Origin of the sequence: Vibrio tubiashii ATCC 19109, assembly GCF_000772105.1 — a bacterium.
GTDB lineage: Bacteria > Pseudomonadota > Gammaproteobacteria > Enterobacterales > Vibrionaceae > Vibrio > Vibrio tubiashii.
Genome location: NZ_CP009354.1, coordinates 780060 through 798843, shown reverse-complemented (window position 1 = coordinate 798843; position 18784 = coordinate 780060). Strand labels below are relative to the sequence as shown.

The 18784-nt window shown below is 45.1% G+C and carries 17 protein-coding genes; 7 read left to right on the top strand and 10 right to left on the bottom strand.

Going from position 1 to position 18784, the window contains the following annotated elements; translation table 11 throughout:
* The 4 genes from IX91_RS03675 to IX91_RS03660 are packed head-to-tail and all read right to left on the bottom strand — an operon-like array spanning position 1 to position 3792.
* Positions 1–519 (bottom strand): hypothetical protein, encoded by a 519-nt coding sequence (locus tag IX91_RS03675; RefSeq protein ID WP_004744386.1) that lies wholly within the window; start codon positions 517–519, stop codon positions 1–3.
* Complete coding sequence (locus IX91_RS03670) at positions 509–1525, bottom strand: pyruvate kinase (protein ID WP_004744387.1); 1017 nt, start codon at positions 1523–1525, stop codon at positions 509–511. Before IX91_RS03670 ends, IX91_RS03675 begins: the two co-directional genes overlap by 11 nt.
* A complete protein-coding gene (locus IX91_RS03665; protein WP_004744388.1) occupies positions 1522–2634 on the bottom strand; it encodes a radical SAM protein in 1113 nt (370 codons plus the stop codon). Before IX91_RS03665 ends, IX91_RS03670 begins: the two co-directional genes overlap by 4 nt.
* A 9-nt stretch (positions 2635–2643) precedes the next feature.
* The gene (locus IX91_RS03660) at positions 2644–3792 is read right to left on the bottom strand and encodes a radical SAM/SPASM domain-containing protein (protein WP_236642848.1); all 1149 of its coding nucleotides are present in this window, start codon (positions 3790–3792) and stop codon (positions 2644–2646) included.
* A gap of 661 nt (positions 3793–4453) precedes the next feature.
* Between IX91_RS03660 and IX91_RS03655 the strand changes: the two genes are divergently transcribed.
* Positions 4454–5692 (top strand): zinc-binding metallopeptidase family protein, encoded by a 1239-nt coding sequence (locus tag IX91_RS03655; RefSeq protein WP_004744390.1) that lies wholly within the window; start codon positions 4454–4456, stop codon positions 5690–5692.
* 26 nt (positions 5693–5718) lie between these two features.
* Here the strand turns inward: IX91_RS03655 and IX91_RS03650 are convergent, their stop codons facing one another.
* The 6 genes from IX91_RS03650 to IX91_RS03630 all read right to left on the bottom strand — a co-directional run bounded on the left by IX91_RS03650 (position 5719) and on the right by IX91_RS03630 (position 10011).
* Positions 5719–6057, bottom strand: coding sequence for a TIR domain-containing protein (locus IX91_RS03650; protein WP_004744391.1), 339 nt, complete (start codon positions 6055–6057; stop codon positions 5719–5721).
* A gap of 498 nt (positions 6058–6555) precedes the next feature.
* Positions 6556–6963 carry a YagK/YfjJ domain-containing protein gene (locus IX91_RS03645; RefSeq protein WP_456243274.1) on the bottom strand — a complete coding sequence of 136 codons (408 nt, stop codon included), beginning with the start codon at positions 6961–6963 and terminating at the stop codon, positions 6556–6558.
* A gap of 388 nt (positions 6964–7351) precedes the next feature.
* Positions 7352–7525, bottom strand: a complete 174-nt coding sequence (locus IX91_RS25705) for a helix-turn-helix transcriptional regulator (protein WP_004744393.1) — start codon at positions 7523–7525, stop codon at positions 7352–7354.
* A gap of 8 nt (positions 7526–7533) precedes the next feature.
* On the bottom strand, positions 7534–7749 hold the full coding sequence (locus IX91_RS03640; protein ID WP_004744394.1) for a helix-turn-helix transcriptional regulator: 216 nt from the start codon (positions 7747–7749) through the stop codon (positions 7534–7536).
* A gap of 109 nt (positions 7750–7858) precedes the next feature.
* A complete protein-coding gene (locus IX91_RS03635; RefSeq protein WP_004744395.1) occupies positions 7859–8779 on the bottom strand; it encodes a hypothetical protein in 921 nt (306 codons plus the stop codon).
* A 224-nt stretch (positions 8780–9003) separates the two neighbouring features.
* A complete protein-coding gene (locus IX91_RS03630) occupies positions 9004–10011 on the bottom strand; it encodes a tetratricopeptide repeat protein (protein ID WP_038197384.1) in 1008 nt (335 codons plus the stop codon).
* A 477-nt stretch (positions 10012–10488) separates the two neighbouring features.
* Here IX91_RS03630 and uhpT point away from each other — a divergent pair, with 477 nt between their 5' ends.
* From uhpT to IX91_RS03600, 6 genes are all read left to right on the top strand, one after another.
* On the top strand, positions 10489–11886 hold the full coding sequence (uhpT, locus tag IX91_RS03625) for a hexose-6-phosphate:phosphate antiporter (protein ID WP_004744397.1): 1398 nt from the start codon (positions 10489–10491) through the stop codon (positions 11884–11886).
* Positions 11887–12023: 137 nt separating this feature from the next.
* Positions 12024–12632, top strand: a complete 609-nt coding sequence (gene uhpA, locus IX91_RS03620; protein ID WP_004744398.1) for a transcriptional regulator UhpA — start codon at positions 12024–12026, stop codon at positions 12630–12632.
* Entirely contained in the window at positions 12632–14131 is a 1500-nt protein-coding gene (uhpB, locus tag IX91_RS03615) for a signal transduction histidine-protein kinase/phosphatase UhpB (RefSeq protein WP_004744399.1), read from the top strand. The genes uhpA and uhpB overlap by 1 nt, the downstream gene beginning before the upstream one ends.
* A gap of 5 nt (positions 14132–14136) precedes the next feature.
* The gene (uhpC, locus tag IX91_RS03610) at positions 14137–15477 is read left to right on the top strand and encodes an MFS transporter (protein WP_004744400.1); all 1341 of its coding nucleotides are present in this window, start codon (positions 14137–14139) and stop codon (positions 15475–15477) included.
* A gap of 105 nt (positions 15478–15582) precedes the next feature.
* Positions 15583–16791, top strand: a complete 1209-nt coding sequence (manA, locus tag IX91_RS03605) for a mannose-6-phosphate isomerase, class I (RefSeq protein ID WP_004744401.1) — start codon at positions 15583–15585, stop codon at positions 16789–16791.
* 375 nt (positions 16792–17166) lie between these two features.
* Complete coding sequence (locus IX91_RS03600) at positions 17167–18771, top strand: BCCT family transporter (RefSeq protein ID WP_004744402.1); 1605 nt, start codon at positions 17167–17169, stop codon at positions 18769–18771.
* The last annotated feature ends 13 nt before the right edge of the window (positions 18772–18784 follow it).

Genomic DNA, 18784 nt, shown 5'->3' with positions numbered 1-18784 from the left:
CTACTCCCAATAAAAGTATTCATCTGGCCGTCCAATCGACTCAAACAGTCGCGGACACAACGCCGATAAATGAATGTTTTTGGCGCGACTGCTGTCGACGTCAATGCCGTAATGGAAACACAAAAAAAACACAGCAAGTTCCGCTTTGTGAGCCCCCAGTCCACTGATTTTTTTCAACGCAACCTGAAGCGCCTGGACGGTCGGAACCCCTGACCAGATACAGCGCGGATCACCACCGTATTCCGTTTCAATATGGGCGATGAGCTCAACTACATAACGGCTGATTTTCTTCGGATAGCGATGAAGTGCAGGGGTAGCTTGCATCAGCGCTACCACTTCACTCAACGACATCCCCCTCAAATCGCCGCCGCGTTCCTCCACTCGACGCTGCAATTGCGTGGGCAAATCCCATGCTTTGCTGGCTTTGACCCCTTGAGTCGACAACAACCCAATCAGAAAGCTCATCGCGCCTTCTCTTGACACTATCTCAGGGAGATAATCCAACTGTTTAATGTTCATTCATATCCTGTATGATTTTTTGTGCAAAATGGACAAACTTTAACGGCTGCTTCGAACTGCTAGTCTCCGAGGAAAACATGATTCCATCAATCTCCAAAGCTAGTAGCCCATACAATGATGAGATCTCCGCACGCGAGGGTAACGCTGTCACATCGCGATAGTTAAAAATTTCCGTCGCTACAAACACTTCCTTGTCGACTTCACGCTGAACGGTCTCGATCAGAGAGCGCTCCAGTCGTCCCATTTGTTCAAACGGCACATGCAACGCTAGATCCCCGCGCGCGACGATGATGCCCGCCACGTGGGCCAGAATCGCCTCAATGTGGTCAATGCCCGCCTGGTTCTCTATCTTAGCCAAGAGCTTCGGGCGCCAACTCGACCCCGCCGTGTATTCCGCCAACACACGCTGAATCATTAAGACATCTTCTGCTGACGAGACAAACGACAAAGCAATGTAGTCCGGCTTTGAATGGCGCAACTGTTGAAAAATGCGATGAAACTCATTCGTTAGTTCTGCGTAGATGTGCTTTCGCGAAAGACTGATCCCCTTACGCAGTTCGACCTCTCCAGGGTACGTGACCACCGACACGATCTGCTCCCCATCCACCGCCTCAATGGTCAGCTCCACCGCCCCGTCGGCGATATACACTTTCTGCCCAATGGCGACAGAGAGGTTCTCAATCGGCGCATCAATACCACACCAGACATCGGTCTCGCCTTCGGCCAAGGTCCCCTGCTCGACAATCCTCACCGTTTGCCCAAGCGCCAGTTGTGGTGAACTGATCGCACAAACGCGCACCTTGCCACCCGGTAAGTCCGCCAACGATTGTGCGTGCGGGTAAGCCTGGGTTTGCTGCTGGTAGTCGAGCATAAACTGATTCATTTCTTGATGGCTAAAAATCCCCACCCCAAAATTGAAGCGCATGATTGCCACTCCACTGTCGACCAACGCTCGTCGCACGTCCGCCGTCGACGTGGCTGCCCCATTTGTTGCGATGATTTTCATTGCTTCCTCTCGATCAAAGACGATACCGCGCCTAACACTTTTTCTTGTTGCCCACCGCGCCCTTTGCAGCCTGCGCAGACCGGATTATCCAGCGTGAACCCAGCCATCTTGCCCACAATCTCGCGCAAGGACTGATGATGCACGTTGCCCTGAGCCAACTGACCAAAGGTAAACGAACACGGGTAGACCGTGCCATCAGCATCAACCTCAAAACTATCTTGTCCCGATCGGCATAAACCAACCAGCCCTTCTTTCGCCACATACTTTTGCGACGGCACTTCGACCCGAATATTCTGTAACTGACCCGCATCGTGCAACGATTGACGGATAGCGAGATAGTCTTGATTGTCCAGTACTTTATCCATCAGGTGGCGTGCTCGACCGTACGGATTCAGCGCGTTCACCTTGATGTGCCCTATATTAAATTTCGCTGCCACATCAATCAGTCGATCGATGTGGGATGTGTTGTCAGTATGTAACGTGGTTCTTAGCGACACATCAAAAGTAGCGTGACGACTCAACTGCGCCAATCCCTGACACGCTTGGTTAAAACTGCCTCGTCCTCGCACATGATCGTTGGTCGCTGCATCGACCCCATCAAGGGATACGGTCACTCCCCGAAAATACGGCAGGGCATTTAAGCCAGCAATAATACGCTCGTTAAACAACGCCCCATTCGATACCAAAGAAAAACTGAGCTGGCGGTGTTGCAATGCCTCGATCAACGCCGACCACTCTGAATGATACAAGGGCTCCCCACCCGATATCGTGACATGAAAGATATGCAGCGCTTCCAGTTGATCAAACAAGTCATTTAAGGTCGCTATATCCATTTCAGCCGCATCACGCTTGCCCGAGTCGTTGAAACAATGGGTACATTTGAAATTGCATCGCTTGGTGATATTGATAAATGCCTTCATAGGCAGCGGCATCGCTCCCTCCCAAGGGTCAGAAGGTGTCAACTCACACCAATCTTCACCAAACTCTAACGAGATCTTCGCGCGTTCAGGTTCCGTTAACGCACCACCGAGCGTTGGAAAGTCCACGTATTTCGCTCGCTCAAAGTCGAAACCTCTTATGCCTTGGGCACTCTTCCACACGTACTTCATATCACACTCTTATACCGTGGTAATGGCAATCGGCTGGACATCGTGTTCGAAACAATACGGATCCAACCCGTCAAGCTTGCCCGTCGCGTACAAACTTCTTAAATGGCAGCCCCCTTTGCATGCCGAATACGAAGGGCATTCATGGCAACTCTCATCCCCAGTCAGAGCACGAAACGCATTGAGCGCGTTCCCCTCTCGCCATACCTCTTGTATACTGTGCTCTGTCACCAAACCGTCCGAGTAGTTACCAGGGCCAAAGGCGGAGCAAGGTTGAATCTCCCCAATCGGGCTAATGCAAAAACTTTCCTTCCCGGCATAACACCCGAAGCCAAGACTCTCAATCGAACTGGTACTTTGAATCCCCCCTTCCTCACTGTAAGAGTATGGATTCACTGGTAACGATAAAGTGATCCCGAGTGACGACTCATCCTGCTCATATTCATACTTGATCTTGGCCAGTTCTTGCATCGCTTCAATGTATTCAGCCCGACTTGGCACAAGACTCGAGTTGTCCTCTGCGCGTCCCGCTTCTCGGACACAGTTGAACTTCACAACATCCAGCTCCATCTCCCTGGCGGTATGAATAATGTCTCGCAAATTGTGGATGTTGGTCGTCATCAAGGTCACCTTCGCCGCTAACTTGCCACGGTAGTGCTTTCTCAGCGTCGCCACTCTTTTTCTCATCAAGTCAAAACGCCCTTCCCCCCGCACACAATCGTACGAGGCCGCGTCCCAACCATCCAAACTGATATTAATTGTTCTCACGTCCAACGCGCTGAGCTCGTGCGCCAGACTTTTGGTACTGGGGATCCCACTAGTCGACAACGACACATCGACCCCCTTCTCTTTGCAGTATCGAACAAATGAGATAAAGGTTTTGTCCGCTAAAGGCTCCCCCCCTGCGACAGAGATCCGATAACAGCCGATTTCCACCAATTGATCGACGATCGCTGTTTTCTGTTCAAAGCTCAACTCTTGCTCACGCTTATAGCCTGAGTTCGTGAAACAATGCTTGCATTTTTCTGGGCAGTAATACGTGTAATCAAAAAACACACGTGTAGGCGCCGATAGGCTCCCTTCCACCACCTCATTATTAAGCGACTCAACCGTTTCGCTTGAAATGCCCATTTCATGGAAAAATGAAGTGATATAGTCCACGTCACTCGGCTCCGCTGTGGGATCAATCGCCGCATAAAAGGCGAACGGTTTCTCCGGGTTAGCTAGCATGGCGACGGATAAATGATCTAAATGAATATACTGCATGGTTGTTCTGTCATACAATAATCCGCCAAAGAATTCATTTCTAAGAATATATCTCAACATATTTTTCTCTTTTTTATTTTTAAAATATGAAAGCAGGTAAAACCTGCTTTCATTTATTTTCTTAGTGGTGATCAGTCGCCACGAAGAAAATACGCTTCTTAGGTGCTTGTTTTACTTTTTTCATCTTTATTTCCTTTAGATTTAATTTCGAGACAGTTACATACATTCGTCTGTGTAACTGTTTTTTAAACTACTATTATTTTCACCAATGAAACAATACCCATATTTTACCAATGGTTTATAATGACATTAACTTCGCATTTTTATGCAAAATGTATTCATTTAATTAAAAACACAAATAAGAAAAGTCACATTAATAAAATAAAAAACTTGACCTCATGGTGATTTGACAATCTATAAGTTGAATGTTTTATGAATTTTTATGTCGTACGTTTGATGTAGATCAAACGTAGAAAATGGCGTTTTTTGTAGTAATTAATAAATTTTAAAATTAGATCAATTGATATTTCTAACAGAAAGCAAGGGAGTTTAAAAAATGGATTTACCATCTGATTTATTAGCATTCATTAATAAATCCCCGACCCCATTCCATGCGGTAAAAACATGTCGAACAATATTATTGAAACAAGGTTTTGAGGAGCTTAAAGAAGAAGATAATTGGATTATTGATGACAACAAAAAATATTTTTTAATAAAAGGCGGGGCGTCGATTGTTATTATCAACAGCAGCAATGAGTGTACGCTTAACGCCAAAGGCGGTCGTCTATTGGTAGCTCATACTGACAGCCCAACACTGAAACTCAAGCAGCACTTTTCCATCCCCCATCAGACGGCTTTGTATCTGGACGTAAATACGTATGCGTCCCCTTTGATCTCGACCTGGCTTGATCGGCCTCTCGCCCTCGCTGGGCAGGTCTTTGTCGAAGAAGCTAAGGGGATCCGCCATTGTTTAGTCGATTCCATTCACCCAAGTTGCACTATCCCCTCCTTTCCCATTGGCCTACATCAACATCGCAAACCAGATCAGGCACTTGAGCACTTAGTGGCTCTCTCCTACCACGCGAATCCCGATAACTGGTTTAAAGACACATTCCAGATCCCCCATACCGTTGTCCACCATAACGTATCACTCTATCCGGTGGCCGATCCCAGCACACAGAACCCAACCACACCCTATCTCACCAGCGCCAGACTCGACAATTTGATCAGTTGTTACGCCGCAGTCCTCGCTGCTATCCATTCGGATGCGAAGAGCCCGCTCGTCGTCGCGCTGTTTGATAAAGAAGAAGTGGGTAATAAAGGTTATAATGGCTGTGCCAGCCCCTGGCTCTCGAATACGTTGAAACGTATGTGGCGATCACGCGCTCACTATCATCAAGTGTTAGCCCGCTCCATCGCTTTGTCTCTTGATACCGTTCAGGCCAGTCAGCCGGATCTCGACGCATATCTAAACCCAGATCACGCCCCTTCACTAGGTAACGGAATCGTGATGAAAGTCAGCGAAAGCAATCGCTATTGCAACGATCCAGAGGCACTCAATCTGTTTCTTAACTGGTCTCACGAAGCAAATATTCGCTACCAAGTGTATGCGGCGAAATTAAACCAATCGAGCGGTTCCACACTTGGTCCCCTCTTAGCCACCACACTCGGCATCCCTTGCATTGACGTCGGGATCCCTATCTTAGCAATGCACGCTAGCCAAGAAATTGCCCACCAAGAAGACTTTCATCACTATGTGCAATTAGCGCAGCAGTTTTCTTATGTCAACCACTAAGGCCTGTTAGATGCTCACGCGTTGGCCTATTCCGATAACAAGCTAATGAGAGAAGAAGGGGAAAGGACGCCATCGAGCAAGTGGGTGATATCCGGATCAGTTATCGGCTCTAGCGCATACACCATTTTGCTCAAACCGAGAGCGTATCCAATGTCCATAGCCACACTCTTACCGACATAACCGTCATAGTTCAGTACATAAAGGATATCAGCTTGTTTTATTCGTGTAAGACAACCATCAATTCCATTGGATTGCAAAGGCTCCGATATCGTCGTCACTATCCCAGCCTCCATCAGCTGCGCATAAACAGCTTTCAATTTGTCATATTCCTTGAAACTGCCTGCTAAATAGACACATTGATTCATCATGTGGTTCCCTTCACGTGAAAAGTGGAGTTCTGGCGACTCACGGTGAGTCCCCGTTGAAAGCGCCAAATTATATCACATAGTCTATCTGGAATAGTAGGCTGGCACAGCTCTCCCACCAGCCTAACCAAAGTTCTGATTCCCAAAAGCGAAGCTGGTGGCTCTAGATGCTAAGGACCAACGTGCTTAGCTGGTTTCTTTTTATTGATAAGTACTTCTTCAATAAGTAACACACCACTGGGAGACTATAACCAACCCAATCTGCAAACATTGGTTTTGTTATTGTCTTCATGTAGAGTTTGCTTAGTGTGCACCTCAAGTTTATCGGGGCCTCAATCGTCTCTTGTAGCACCTTAACTAAAGTACTATTACCCGACAGGAAAATAGGCTAACAATTCATTGAACCAAACTGATGAACAATGTCAGCAGTTTCACTTATGTCTAGAAAAATTATATCAAGGAGAGCTGCAAGTGGAGCTTATGACTAAGGTATGGAGTCTATTGTCCAACTGATTTTAGCCTACTACAACCATAGTCATTAGTTAGTCCCTCTCTGCTTTGCTTAGTATTCACCTTAGCTAGATAAGAGATTCGATAAGTAACCTCTGCTCTTACCATTTCATCACCTCGCTTAAGAAGATAAAAACAGTTATTTAGCCGCTGAAGGTGCCCCCCATTTGAGCATGCATACCAGATTTCTCTGAGAATACGTAGCAGCTTCTTGGGATGTTGTACTTTTGAACCATCTATCATCAGCACGAAGTGATAATGTTGATTATCAGCATTGTTACGCTCTCTGCACCAGGTATAGCCTAGTCGAGTCAGCTTATAGTGCTTGCTCAGATCATATCTGACCTTGTTTAGAAACTTAGTCATGACTTGGTTCCCTATAGTGTAAAAAGGCATATGCAAGTTAAACAGGACCACTAGTACTCTATAATGATGACTTTCCAAAGCATCGAGCTGTTCTAAAATCTTTCTAAGTTGATGAGTAAATATGGGCTTTTGGGGGCCAGAATTCACTTTATAAACTCTGTCCCTATGTCTAATAAAAGGTGAATTGGTTTGGTGTTTTTTCATAGTCTCAGGAGGAAAGGATCGGCACCTATTATCCAAGTTAGGTTGCTTAGATAATAAGAAATACCCACCTGTTATTATCATTCTTCATACACCTGCCCCCTTAACTAAACTGGGCCGACACACTGAAAATCTGATATTTTCTCAATAACGAAAGTGGGTATAGAGTTCTCAAATTCAATCAATCTCAATCAAATGAAATAACTTAAATGCAAATTCACTCAGATTGGTGTTTTAACCAGTTGTCCACTGCATCTTTGTCCCAGCCATAAGCTCTACCATTATGTCGGAGTGGTCTAGGAAATCGGCCGGATTTCCACCAGCGATACAAGGTTGCCGGTGTGCGCTTTATCAGTCGGCACACTTCACGAGTTGTTAATATCGGATTCATAGCTTCCCCTACAGACTCTTACTGTATAGCGGCTTATTCGACTGTGAGTCTCGATTCTGAATGCGAGATTCAATCCACTTACAAACTTCCGATTCCAACCAACCTACCGCACTACCACCGAGGTTGATACTTGCCGGGAACTCTTCCATTGACATACGTTCATAGATAGTCGAACGCGATAAACCCGTCATTTTAATGACTTCCTTTAGGCGGATAATTCTCATTACTGCTCCTTTAAACTCATACCGCTTAAGATGGAATGAGATTACCTAAAATCTGTTCGGACTGGCGCGCATCGCTACGACGTGCGCGCGCATTGGGTTGGAGTGCGCGTTACTTCCCAAACCGTCGAATACACTCACGTATATCTTCTCCCTGGAACCAGCGGCGTATAGTACTCTCATGAGGGAAATAACTTCCTAGGCTAATACCTTCACTCGCAAAATGCTGTTCTAATACTTCAGCTAGACTAACTTTTGAACTAAAAATGTCTTTACCAAGCTTAGGGTTAGTCGCAATTAAAGCTGCAATTACTGCTGCCATTTTTTGTGACGGTTTTGCCTCTCTATTTATACTCACTTTTGGCTGTACCGGCCGCCCATAAAAGTTAGGTTTATTTATAGGAGTCCCTTTTAGATATGCTTCCTTCAAACATTTAACGTCACAGTGACTGAGAACAATACTTTCTGCTTTAACATCAACTGAAAAGCCAGCTACTCTTATCATTTCCTTATCGAACACTTGTTCTTGATACCAACCATTGTCAACAAATGGAACTACCTCGATGTTAAGCATTTCTTCTGAAGACATTAGCTGAACTGCAATTTCAATTTCAGAGACCTGCCAAAAACCGAATAGGTAACCTTCGACAATACCTTCACCGTTTTCAAGTTCTTGATAATCAGTCGCGTTCAACTGAGACATTGATGTTGATAGCAGATGATCAATATTGGAAGACAGTGGTCGGGTGAACTGTGAGCTGCCAAACATAGCGTCATGTGACAATTGGTCCGAAGAGCTAAAGATTTCAATATTATCTAGGATCTTGTTATCTGAACATACTGCCGAATAGGTATGCTGTGGACCTATATCATCAAAGCAAATACAAGGACGAACAAGACCACACTTTATGGCATAACGAATATAATCTTCAGAGACGCCGATTTGCTCAGCAGCTTGAGAGATCGAAAAATAAGGAAGAGGAAATAGACTTAATTGACTTGATTGGCCAAAAGAAGATTTAGCTATTGTCATGAGATGTTCCGTGCCCTGGCTTACTGGTTGTGATTTTCCTCACACTTTCGCATTAAACCAAAATAAAGTCGAGTTTATCGGTACACTACTGAATACACAGACACAATTTTAAACTGAAGATTGGCATTTAAAATCAGATATTTATATGTTCGGTTCAACTTGCGCCAGCCCACCAAACGTTTGGAAAGGCGCTAGCTCTTAGAGTTAGCGCCTTTTTTGTATGTTTACCAAATTTCGTCGATGATTTCGTTTTTGTACTGCTGTGCTTTAGCGAGTTCATCGTTAGACATATATTGCTTCACATTAAGGATTTCTTTTTCGGCATCCTCATCGCCATTTTCCTGAGCAATCTCGAACCATGCTAATGATTTGGCAAAATCACTGAATACACCATGACCATTTCGATACGCGTATCCCACCATATATTGGGCGTAAGTATCATCTCGCATTGCTGCTTTTTGGAAGTGCTCAAAGGACTTAGCGTAATCCGTCGTTTTGAAACCGCAACGCTGTTTGTATTTCGGGTAGTAGTAAATATCACCAAGTTTCGCCACCGAGCGAGTATGATCTTCAAGTTCAATTGCGTGCTCGAAGTGTTGTATCGCTTTTTGGCAGTTCATCTCAACGCCTTCACCATTGAGGTAAGCGATCCCTAAGTTATAGATCGCACTAGCATTCTGTTGTTTTGCCGCTTGCTCAAACCAATATGCAGCTTTGGCGTAGTCCTTTTCGACTCCAACACCATCGTTGTAGGAAAAAGCGAGTTGGTACATAGCGTCATCATCGCCAAGTTTTGCTGAGGCTAAGTAGTACTCGTTGCCTTTTTTTACGTCTTGTTCTGTACCTTCACCATCAAAATACATAACACCTAAACTATACAGTACATAGGGATCTTGTCCGTCTTCAGCTTTGTGATACCACGAGAGTGCTTCTTCATAGTTACCATCCGAATACTCTAAATCTGCTTTGAGAGTTTCAGCGCCATCATGACCTGACTTTAGTGCTTGTTCTAGATATTCATGAGCTCTGTCTATATTCGCTTGCATAACAGACTCATCTATCAACAAGTTAGCCGCTTTATAGAGTACGTCTGGGTCGCTTGAAGTTTCAGCCTTTTTTAGCAGCGCGAGGTCATCACCTTCAAACAGCTCCCAACTAAGATCATAAGAAAACGCCTGAGTGGACATTAATAACGAGAAACATGTGAGGATAGTGCATCGGCTTTTATTCATAACAACCTAATTTAACCTATTGATTAATTGTATTTATCTTTCCAAACACATCCTATATTTCATTAATTGCAAAAATCTAAAGCCAGTAAATTTTATGCAAACAAACTCACACTATAGTTCAGTTCCATCTAATGCAATCGTTCTCATAAAACCAAGATAAGAGCAGTCATATAGGGAACCTCTTTGACTTTGCCTCTGTCGAAAACGTGCATCTCTGCAACTAGTGCATACACTAGAATTGTTGCTTTAGAGGCTATCCCTCTACCGAAATCTGTTCAGTTTCCACTCCTTCCGACAAAACACTCACTAAGAACGTGATGATTTTCACGCTTTCTGCGCTATTCAGTCGTTACTAGGAATTTTTCCTAGCCGATCTAAGCCCCCCTCTCATGTGGTTAACAAAGCGACTCTATAAAATCGCTGGCAGAAAAAAGAATAGAGCACTCTGTGCATCACCCAAATAGAAGAGAGTTGATGATGTTAAAATTCCTGGAACAAGTCCGGAAACCTACCCTCGACCTTCCCGTCGAAGCCCGCAGAAAAATGTGGTTTAAGCCATTTATCCAATCTTACTTGGTGGTATTTATTGGCTACTTAACCATGTATTTGATCCGTAAAAACTTCAATGTCGCGCAAAACGACATGATTTCAACTTACGGCTTGTCGATGACTGACTTAGGCTTGATAGGTCTTGGCTTCTCAATTACTTACGGTATTGGTAAGACAGTCGTTTCTTACTACGCTGACGGCAAAAACACCAAGCAGTTCCTTCCTTTTATGCTTATCCTCTCTGGTTTGGCTATGCTTGGTTTCAGCTTCAGCATGGGTGGTGGCAGCGCAAGCCTTTTCTTAATGGTGGCCTTCTACGCTCTAAGTGGTTTCTTCCAAAGTACGGGTGGACCATCAAGTTACTCAACCATTACCAAATGGACGCCTCGTAACAAACGCGGTTCATACCTAGGCCTGTGGAATATGTCGCACAACGTTGGTGGCGCGGGCGCTGCAGGTGTGGCTCTATTTGGTGCGAACTACCTATTCGATGGTCATGTAATCGGTATGTTCGTCTTCCCTTCTATCATTGCCATCATCGTGGGTTTCATCGGTATGCGCTATGGTAACGACTCTCCTGAAGCCTACGGCTTAGGTAAAGTGGAAGAATTATTTGATGAAGCAGTGAGCGAAGAAGACGAAGCGGCTGAAGAACATCAAATGACCAAGAAAGAGATCTTTGTTGAGTACGTTCTGAAAAACAAAGTCATCTGGCTACTTTGCTTTGCCAATATCTTCCTTTACATCGTACGTATTGGTATCGACCAATGGTCTACCGTTTACGCTTACCAAGAACTTGGTCTATCCAAAGAAACGGCTATCTCTGGCTTCACCCTGTTTGAGGTCGGTGCTCTAGTCGGTACGTTGATGTGGGGTTACCTATCCGATCTCGCAAATGGTCGCCGTGCTTTAGTGGCTTGTGTTTCTCTGGGCTTAATCATTGTTTCACTAGAATTTTATCAACACGCTACTAGCGAGTTTATGTACTTAGCGTCTCTGTTCGTCCTTGGTTTCTTGGTGTTTGGTCCACAACTTTTAATCGGTGTTGCAGCGGTTGGTTTTGTCCCTAAGAAAGCCATCAGTGTGGCAGACGGTGTGAAAGGCACATTTGCCTACTTAATCGGTGATAGTTTTGCCAAATTAGGTTTAGGCATGATAGCCGATGGAACCCCAATTTTCGGCTTAACAGGTTGGAAAGGTACCTTTGCGGCCCTCGATACTTCAGCGTTTATCTGTATCACTTTGCTTGCTTTCGTTGCGATTGCAGAAGAGAAAAAGATCCGCCAAAACAAGAAGAAACTTGAACTGGCAGAAAGCCAAGCATGATCACAAAGCGCGCTTTGCCAGCCAAGGCGCGCAAGATCATTAAATTAAGCAGTTCAATTTAGTATCATGGCGAATTTTTCTTTGAGCTCTTTGAGAGCTCATTTTCGTTTGCTTATCACGATGTTTGGGTATTTATAATGATTAACGTAGCGCTAGTTGATGACCATATCATTGTTCGTTCTGGTTTCGCTCAACTATTGAGTTTAGAAACAGACATGAACGTTGTGGGCGAATTTAGCTCAGTTGCGGAGGCTCGCATTGGCTTGCCTAGTTGCAAGCCTGATGTAGTCATTTTAGATATCTCGATGGCAGACGAAAGTGGGCTTACCCTACTAGACGAAATTCCCTCCGGCATCGCTTGCGTAATGTTAAGCGTTCACGACTCTCCAGCTATGGTAGAAAAGTCACTAAAGCTTGGTGCGAAGGGCTACCTTAGCAAACGCTGTAGTCCCGATGAGCTGGTTCAAGCAGTTAGAACCAGTGCTTCTGGTGGCTGCTATCTGACACCTGATATTGCCCTAAAATTAACCACTCCAAGTGATAAATCGACCACGCTGACTCAACTCACGCGTAGAGAAAGCGAGGTGTGCCAACTACTTACCCGAGGGTTAGATGTGAAATCTGTCGCGGTTGAGCTTGGACTTAGTCATAAAACGGTTCACGTTCATCGTTCTAATGCTCTCGACAAGCTTGGGGTTAAAAATAACGTCGAGCTGGCAAAGCTGTTTTCTAAAGAGCCACTGTAATGCGTAGTTACCTTGCGACATCCATTTGCGGCCTATTCATGACAGCTTGTGCATGGTTTTGCCTGTGGGTCATCGCCTACTATTTTGTCAACGATGCTGAGCTTGCGATCTTGCTGTTTCCGTTTGCGCTTCGTCTAGGCATTACTCTGCACACTCGCTCTAAATACTGGGTGACGATATACCTCGCAGAGTGGGGGCTAACTATCGCGCTGGCGATGCTTTTAGAACAGCCGCAATGGTTGATGGTTCTTGTCGCCAGTGTGTTAAGCATTCCAGTGGTTCACCTCGCAAAGAAATACTATACCGGCAATCAAAACCAGCACCTTGCTGTAATGGCGGTTGTTATCCTGATCACATCTTGTATCAATGTCGCCGCGGTCGGCTTTCATGTTGAATCGGTCTACATGCTCTGGCTAGCGAGTATTGCTGGAGGGTTAATGATCTTGCCGATGTGCTATCTGCTTTGGAATTATCTATTTCTAAGCCCATGGTCACCGATCACGTCTAATTTGCTGGCAAACAATGTTGAGTTCAAAGTGCGTCATATCTTGTTGTACGCCGTACTTCTAATTGCCAGTATTTTGATTCAAACCAGTTTGCCCGACGAACTAAAAAGATTTGCCCCTTTCTGTATGGCGATTCCGATCATAGTGCTCGCTCTGCGTTATGGTTGGCAGGGAGCACTGCTTGCCACCATGCTCAATAGTATTGCACTCATTGCTGCGAAAAGCGGTGTATCTAACTTAGAGATTACCGATCTCCTTTTATCTATTTCAGCTCAAACTCTAACTGGAATTATGCTCGGTCTAGCCGTGCAAAAGCAGAAAGATCTCAACCAAAAACTACGTGGAGAATTATCTCGCAATCAGACGCTGTCTCGCCAACTAATACAAGCCGAAGAATCAGTCCGTCGTGATGTAGCGCGAGAACTGCACGACGAAATTGGTCAAAACATCACCGCCATTCGAACTCAAGCCAGCATTATTAAGCGAGTCGATAACGCTGAAATCAATACTCGCTCTGCGGATATGATAGAGAGCCTTTCATTGAACGTGTATGACACGACCAAACACTTACTTAGCAAACTAAGACCGAAAATGCTCGATGATTTGGATCTCAAAGAATCTGTCCAACAGCTAACTCGTGAAATGGAGTTCGATAATCACGGTACTCGCGTCGTACTTGATTGGAGCGGTGATTACGGCTCGTTAAGTGACACATTAAACGTGACCCTTTTCCGCCTATGTCAGGAAGCGTTAAACAACGCCGCCAAATACGCCAACGCAACGTCAATCGTTATCGAACTATCAATCGAAGATGACTTGTCACTGAACATCGCAGACAACGGTATAGGCTTTAAAGCTGAAGACTGTATGAAAGGAATGGGTGTCCGTGGTATGCAAGAGCGACTTCAAGCACTTGGCGGCAAAATGTATATCTACTCCTTAAACGATCATGTTGATGGTACACAAATCGCCATCACATTACCTAAGGAATAACCAGCATGTTTGGCCTATTTCAATCGCCGAGCTATAACCAAGCTCCGCTTAGTAAAATTCGAGTTGATGAACGCTATCGTTACTGGCGTCTGCATATCATGGTTGGTATGTACCTTGGCTATGCGGGCTTTTACTTCACCCGTAAAACATTCAACTACGCTGCACCTGCAATGATTGTCGACTTGGGGCTAGATAAAGGTGATATAGGCTTAATTGGCACCCTTTTCTACATCACTTACGGGCTGTCAAAGTTCATTTCAGGCACCATTTCTGACCGTTCTAACCCACGCTTTTTCATGGGAGTCGGTTTGATTGCGACCGGATTGATCAACATCGCTTTTGGTTTCTCAAGCTCTTTGGTGACATTAGCGGCATTATGGGTAATGAACGCATGGTTTCAAGGATGGGGATGGCCTTCGTGCTCTAAACTTCTCACTACTTGGTATTCCCGTTCTGAACGTGGCTTTATGTGGGCAATCTGGAATACCGCACACAACGTCGGCGGCGCACTGATCCCACTGCTTGTTGGCTTTCTCATCCTCCACTATAGCTGGCGTGAAGGCTTTATCATTCCAGGTATTATCGGGGTTATTCTCGGTATTATCGTCTGCTGGCGTTTAAGAGATAAGCCCACCACACTCGGTTTACCGACCGTGGGGCAATGGCGAAACGACGGATTGGAACTCGCCCAAGAAAATCACGGACATGGCCTTAGCTACAAAGAGATCTTGCAGCAATACGTATTCAGCAATAAATACATATGGTTGCTCGCTTTTAGCTATGTGCTGGTTTACATCGTTCGAACTGCGATTAATGACTGGGGCAACTTATACCTTACAGAGCAACACCATTACAGTTTAATTAATGCCAACGCTGCGCTGTCTATGTTTGAAATCGGCGGCTTTGTCGGCTCTCTTGTTGCGGGTTGGGGCTCTGACAAACTGTTCGGTGGTAATCGCGGCCCTATGAATCTGCTGTTTGCCGCGGGTATTTTCTTGTCGGTTGCCGCTTTATGGTTAATGCCTTTGACTAATTTCGCCTTTCAAGCAGCTGGGCTTTTCTCCATTGGCTTCTTTGTGTTTGGTCCGCAGATGTTGATTGGTATGGCTGCAGCGGAATGTTCACACAAAGACTCGGCAGGCGCCGCAACAGGTTTTGTCGGATTGTTCGCCTATATGGGAGCAGCATTATCGGGCTACCCATTAGCACTGATTCTTGAAGAATATGGCTGGACCGGATTCTTTATCACTATATCGGTGTGTGCCGCCGTTATTGGCTTACTGTTACTGCCCTTTCTTCAGGCGCAGCCTTCACGCAAACCTCTGGCGCCAAAGCTTCGATTATAGCGACCGCCACGCTACACATCTTAGGGTGAGTTAACCGCTCACCCAACTACCTCCACTCTTTTTTGCTTCCGATTCAGTTCGGAGGGTTTTCTACGGGTAAAATTTATGATTTTGAATACTATTTCACCAAAAAGCTTCTTCAAAATGGACAACAAGATCCAAAACTACGACTGGGGAAGTCGTACTGCCATCCAAGGTTTGTTTGGTTTCGCCAACGACAAGCAGCAACCGCAAGCCGAAGTCTGGATGGGCACCCACCCAAATGGTTGCTCGATGATCAAACAAGGAGGTGACAGTATTTCGCTGTCAGATTTGATCAAACCAAACCCATCAGCATTCTTATCGCAAAACACGTCAAACATTTATGGCGACTTGCCTTTTCTGTTCAAAATTCTTGCGGCAGATAAAGCCTTGTCGATCCAAGTACACCCTAACAAGCAAGATGCAGAGCAAGGCTATGCGAACGAACAAAAGCTTGGTATCCCGCTAGGCGCTTTCAATCGTAACTACAAAGACGCCAACCACAAGCCTGAGCTCGTTTACGCACTCACCGACTACCAAGCGATGAACGGTTTTCGCCCATTCAATGAAATCATTGACGCTTTCAAGCAGTGTGACATTCCTGAGATCAGCGAATATTTAGCTCAGTTTGAACGCAATCCAAACCAAGAGGGTTTGTCTACTTTCTTTGTAGAGCTACTATCGATGCAAGAAGAGCGCAAAACCAATGCTCTTGATCATCTACTTAGCTATGCAGCATCGAACAATACCTGTGCGACTTGTGAACTCATTTTGTCTCTTTCACAGCAATACCCGAATGATGTCGGCTTGTTCGCACCATTTCTGCTTAATGTCATTACTCTTAAGGCCGGGGAAGCCATGTTCTTAAGTGCCAGAACCCCTCACGCCTACATCAAAGGTACTGGCCTCGAGATTATGGCGAACTCCGACAATGTGTTGCGTGCTGGCTTAACCCCTAAACACATGGATGTTGAAGAACTGGTCAAATGTACGGATTTTATTCCTAAGTCAATCAACTCTTTGCTTACACATGCTGAGGTAAAAGGTTGTGAGCATCACTTCCCTGTTCCTGTACAAGATTTCAAGTTCTCAATCTACCGCGATCCACAACAGCAACCAGTGCAAATGTCGAGTGCAGAAATTCTCATGCCAATTGATAATGATCTAACGCTACATGCTGACAGCGGAGAAACTCTGATACTGGGTAAAGGACAATCTGCTTTCGTACCTGCTTACGTTAAGCAATACACCATCAGTAGTGAAGGTCGAGTAGCTCGTGCTTTTAATGGTTAAAATCACTAAACATTAACGATTTCAACCAGCTAAACCAAAGACCAAACGCGCCTATTTTGCTCAATAGGCGCTTTTAGTGCTGCAACAGCACCTGTGTCACGATAGTTCAGCCAAAAAACTGTCTTCTTCCTTGGAGCTTAACTGACGTCATCAATCCATTATTGAACAGCCTATAAAACTTACACATCAAAACATTAGAAAACTAACCAAGATAAAAGAGGTTACTGATCATTTCCGCAGCAAATTTGCAGTTAAATACACTAAAGGTTATAGTTGCGCCGCAAAAATTACTTTGAACTCAAAACAAATGGAGGGCGCTTTTAGTGTTTTTCTTGAAAAAGTGAAACACATTATAAAAACGTAAACCTTGTATTTATGGAAAATGCATTAAAAAAATACAGTATCGAAACCACTGATTATCAAGTTGGACAAGACAACGTACAAAAGTGGGGATTCGATATCCACAATCCGGTATTTGGGATTAGTGCTGGCCTTGTGATCCTTTGTCTACTGACTCTTTTAATTGTTGACCCAACTACTGCTCGAGACGCTCTGAACGGTCTTAAAAACAGCATTATTGTAGATTTTGACTCCTTCTTTATGTGGTCTGCAAACTTCTTCATTTTGTTCGCCGCAGTGCTCCTACTCTCCCCTCTAGGCAAGATCCGTATTGGTGGGATCGATGCCAAAGCCGAGCACTCAACCATTTCATGGCTATCCATGCTGTTTGCAGCTGGTATGGGAATAGGGTTACTTTTCTGGAGCGTTGCCGAGCCAACGGCATACTTTACTGATTGGTACGGTACGCCGCTTAACGCGGAAGCATATAGTGAAGAAGCGAAAGCGCTTGCTATGGGTGCCACTATGTTCCACTGGGGTATTCACGGTTGGGCAATCTACGCTATTGTGGCGCTATCTTTGGCCTTCTTTGCCTTTAATAAAGGACTACCACTTTCACTACGATCGGCTTTTTACCCACTGTTTGGCGATAAAGCTTGGGGCTGGCTAGGTCATGTAATCGATATTCTCGCCGTCCTCGCTACTTTGTTTGGCTTAGCCACTTCTTTAGGTTTAGGCGCACAGCAAGCCACCAGCGGAATCAATCATGTATTTGGTCTTGATGGTGGCATCGGCATGCAGATGATCGTGATCACTTTCGTGACCTGCATTGCGGTGCTCTCTGTTATTCGCGGTATCGATGGAGGCGTTAAGCTTTTAAGCAACATCAACATGGTGATTGCTTTTGCTTTACTTGCGTTTGTATTGTTCATCAGTTTTGACACTGCAATGCTGTCACTTTGGGACACGACCATTGCCTATGCACAAAACATTATCCCGCTAAGCAACCCTCACGGCCGCGAAGATACTGGCTGGATGCACGGTTGGACGGTGTTCTATTGGGCTTGGTGGGTTTCTTGGTCACCATTTGTTGGTATGTTTATCGCGCGCGTATCAAAAGGTCGAACTGTACGTGAATTCCTGTTTGCAGTGATAATTATTCCAACCACAGTGACGCTTATTTGGATGTCGGTATTCGGTGGTATTGCTCTTGATCAGGTCGTCAACCAAGTCGGTGAGCTTGGTGCGAATGGCTTAACCGATATTTCGCTGACCTTGTTCCAGGTTTATGATGCTCTGCCATACAGCTCAGTCATTTCTGTACTTTCAATTGTCCTAATTTTGGTTTTCTTTATTACCTCATCAGACTCTGGTTCACTCGTTATCGACAGTATCACCGCTGGTGGCAAAATTGATGCACCTATCCCACAACGTATCTTCTGGGCATGTATCGAAGGCTCGATTGCAGCGGTTATGCTTTGGATTGGTGGTAAAGAGGCATTGCAAGCGCTTCAATCTGGGGTTGTTGCAACAGGTCTTCCTTTCACTCTTGTCCTACTCGTAATGTGTGTCAGCCTGATCAAAGGCTTGCGCTCAGAGCTACCGGCTTATCAGTCCTCGACTCGACAAGTAACGGCCTAACTCTAAGCGAAAC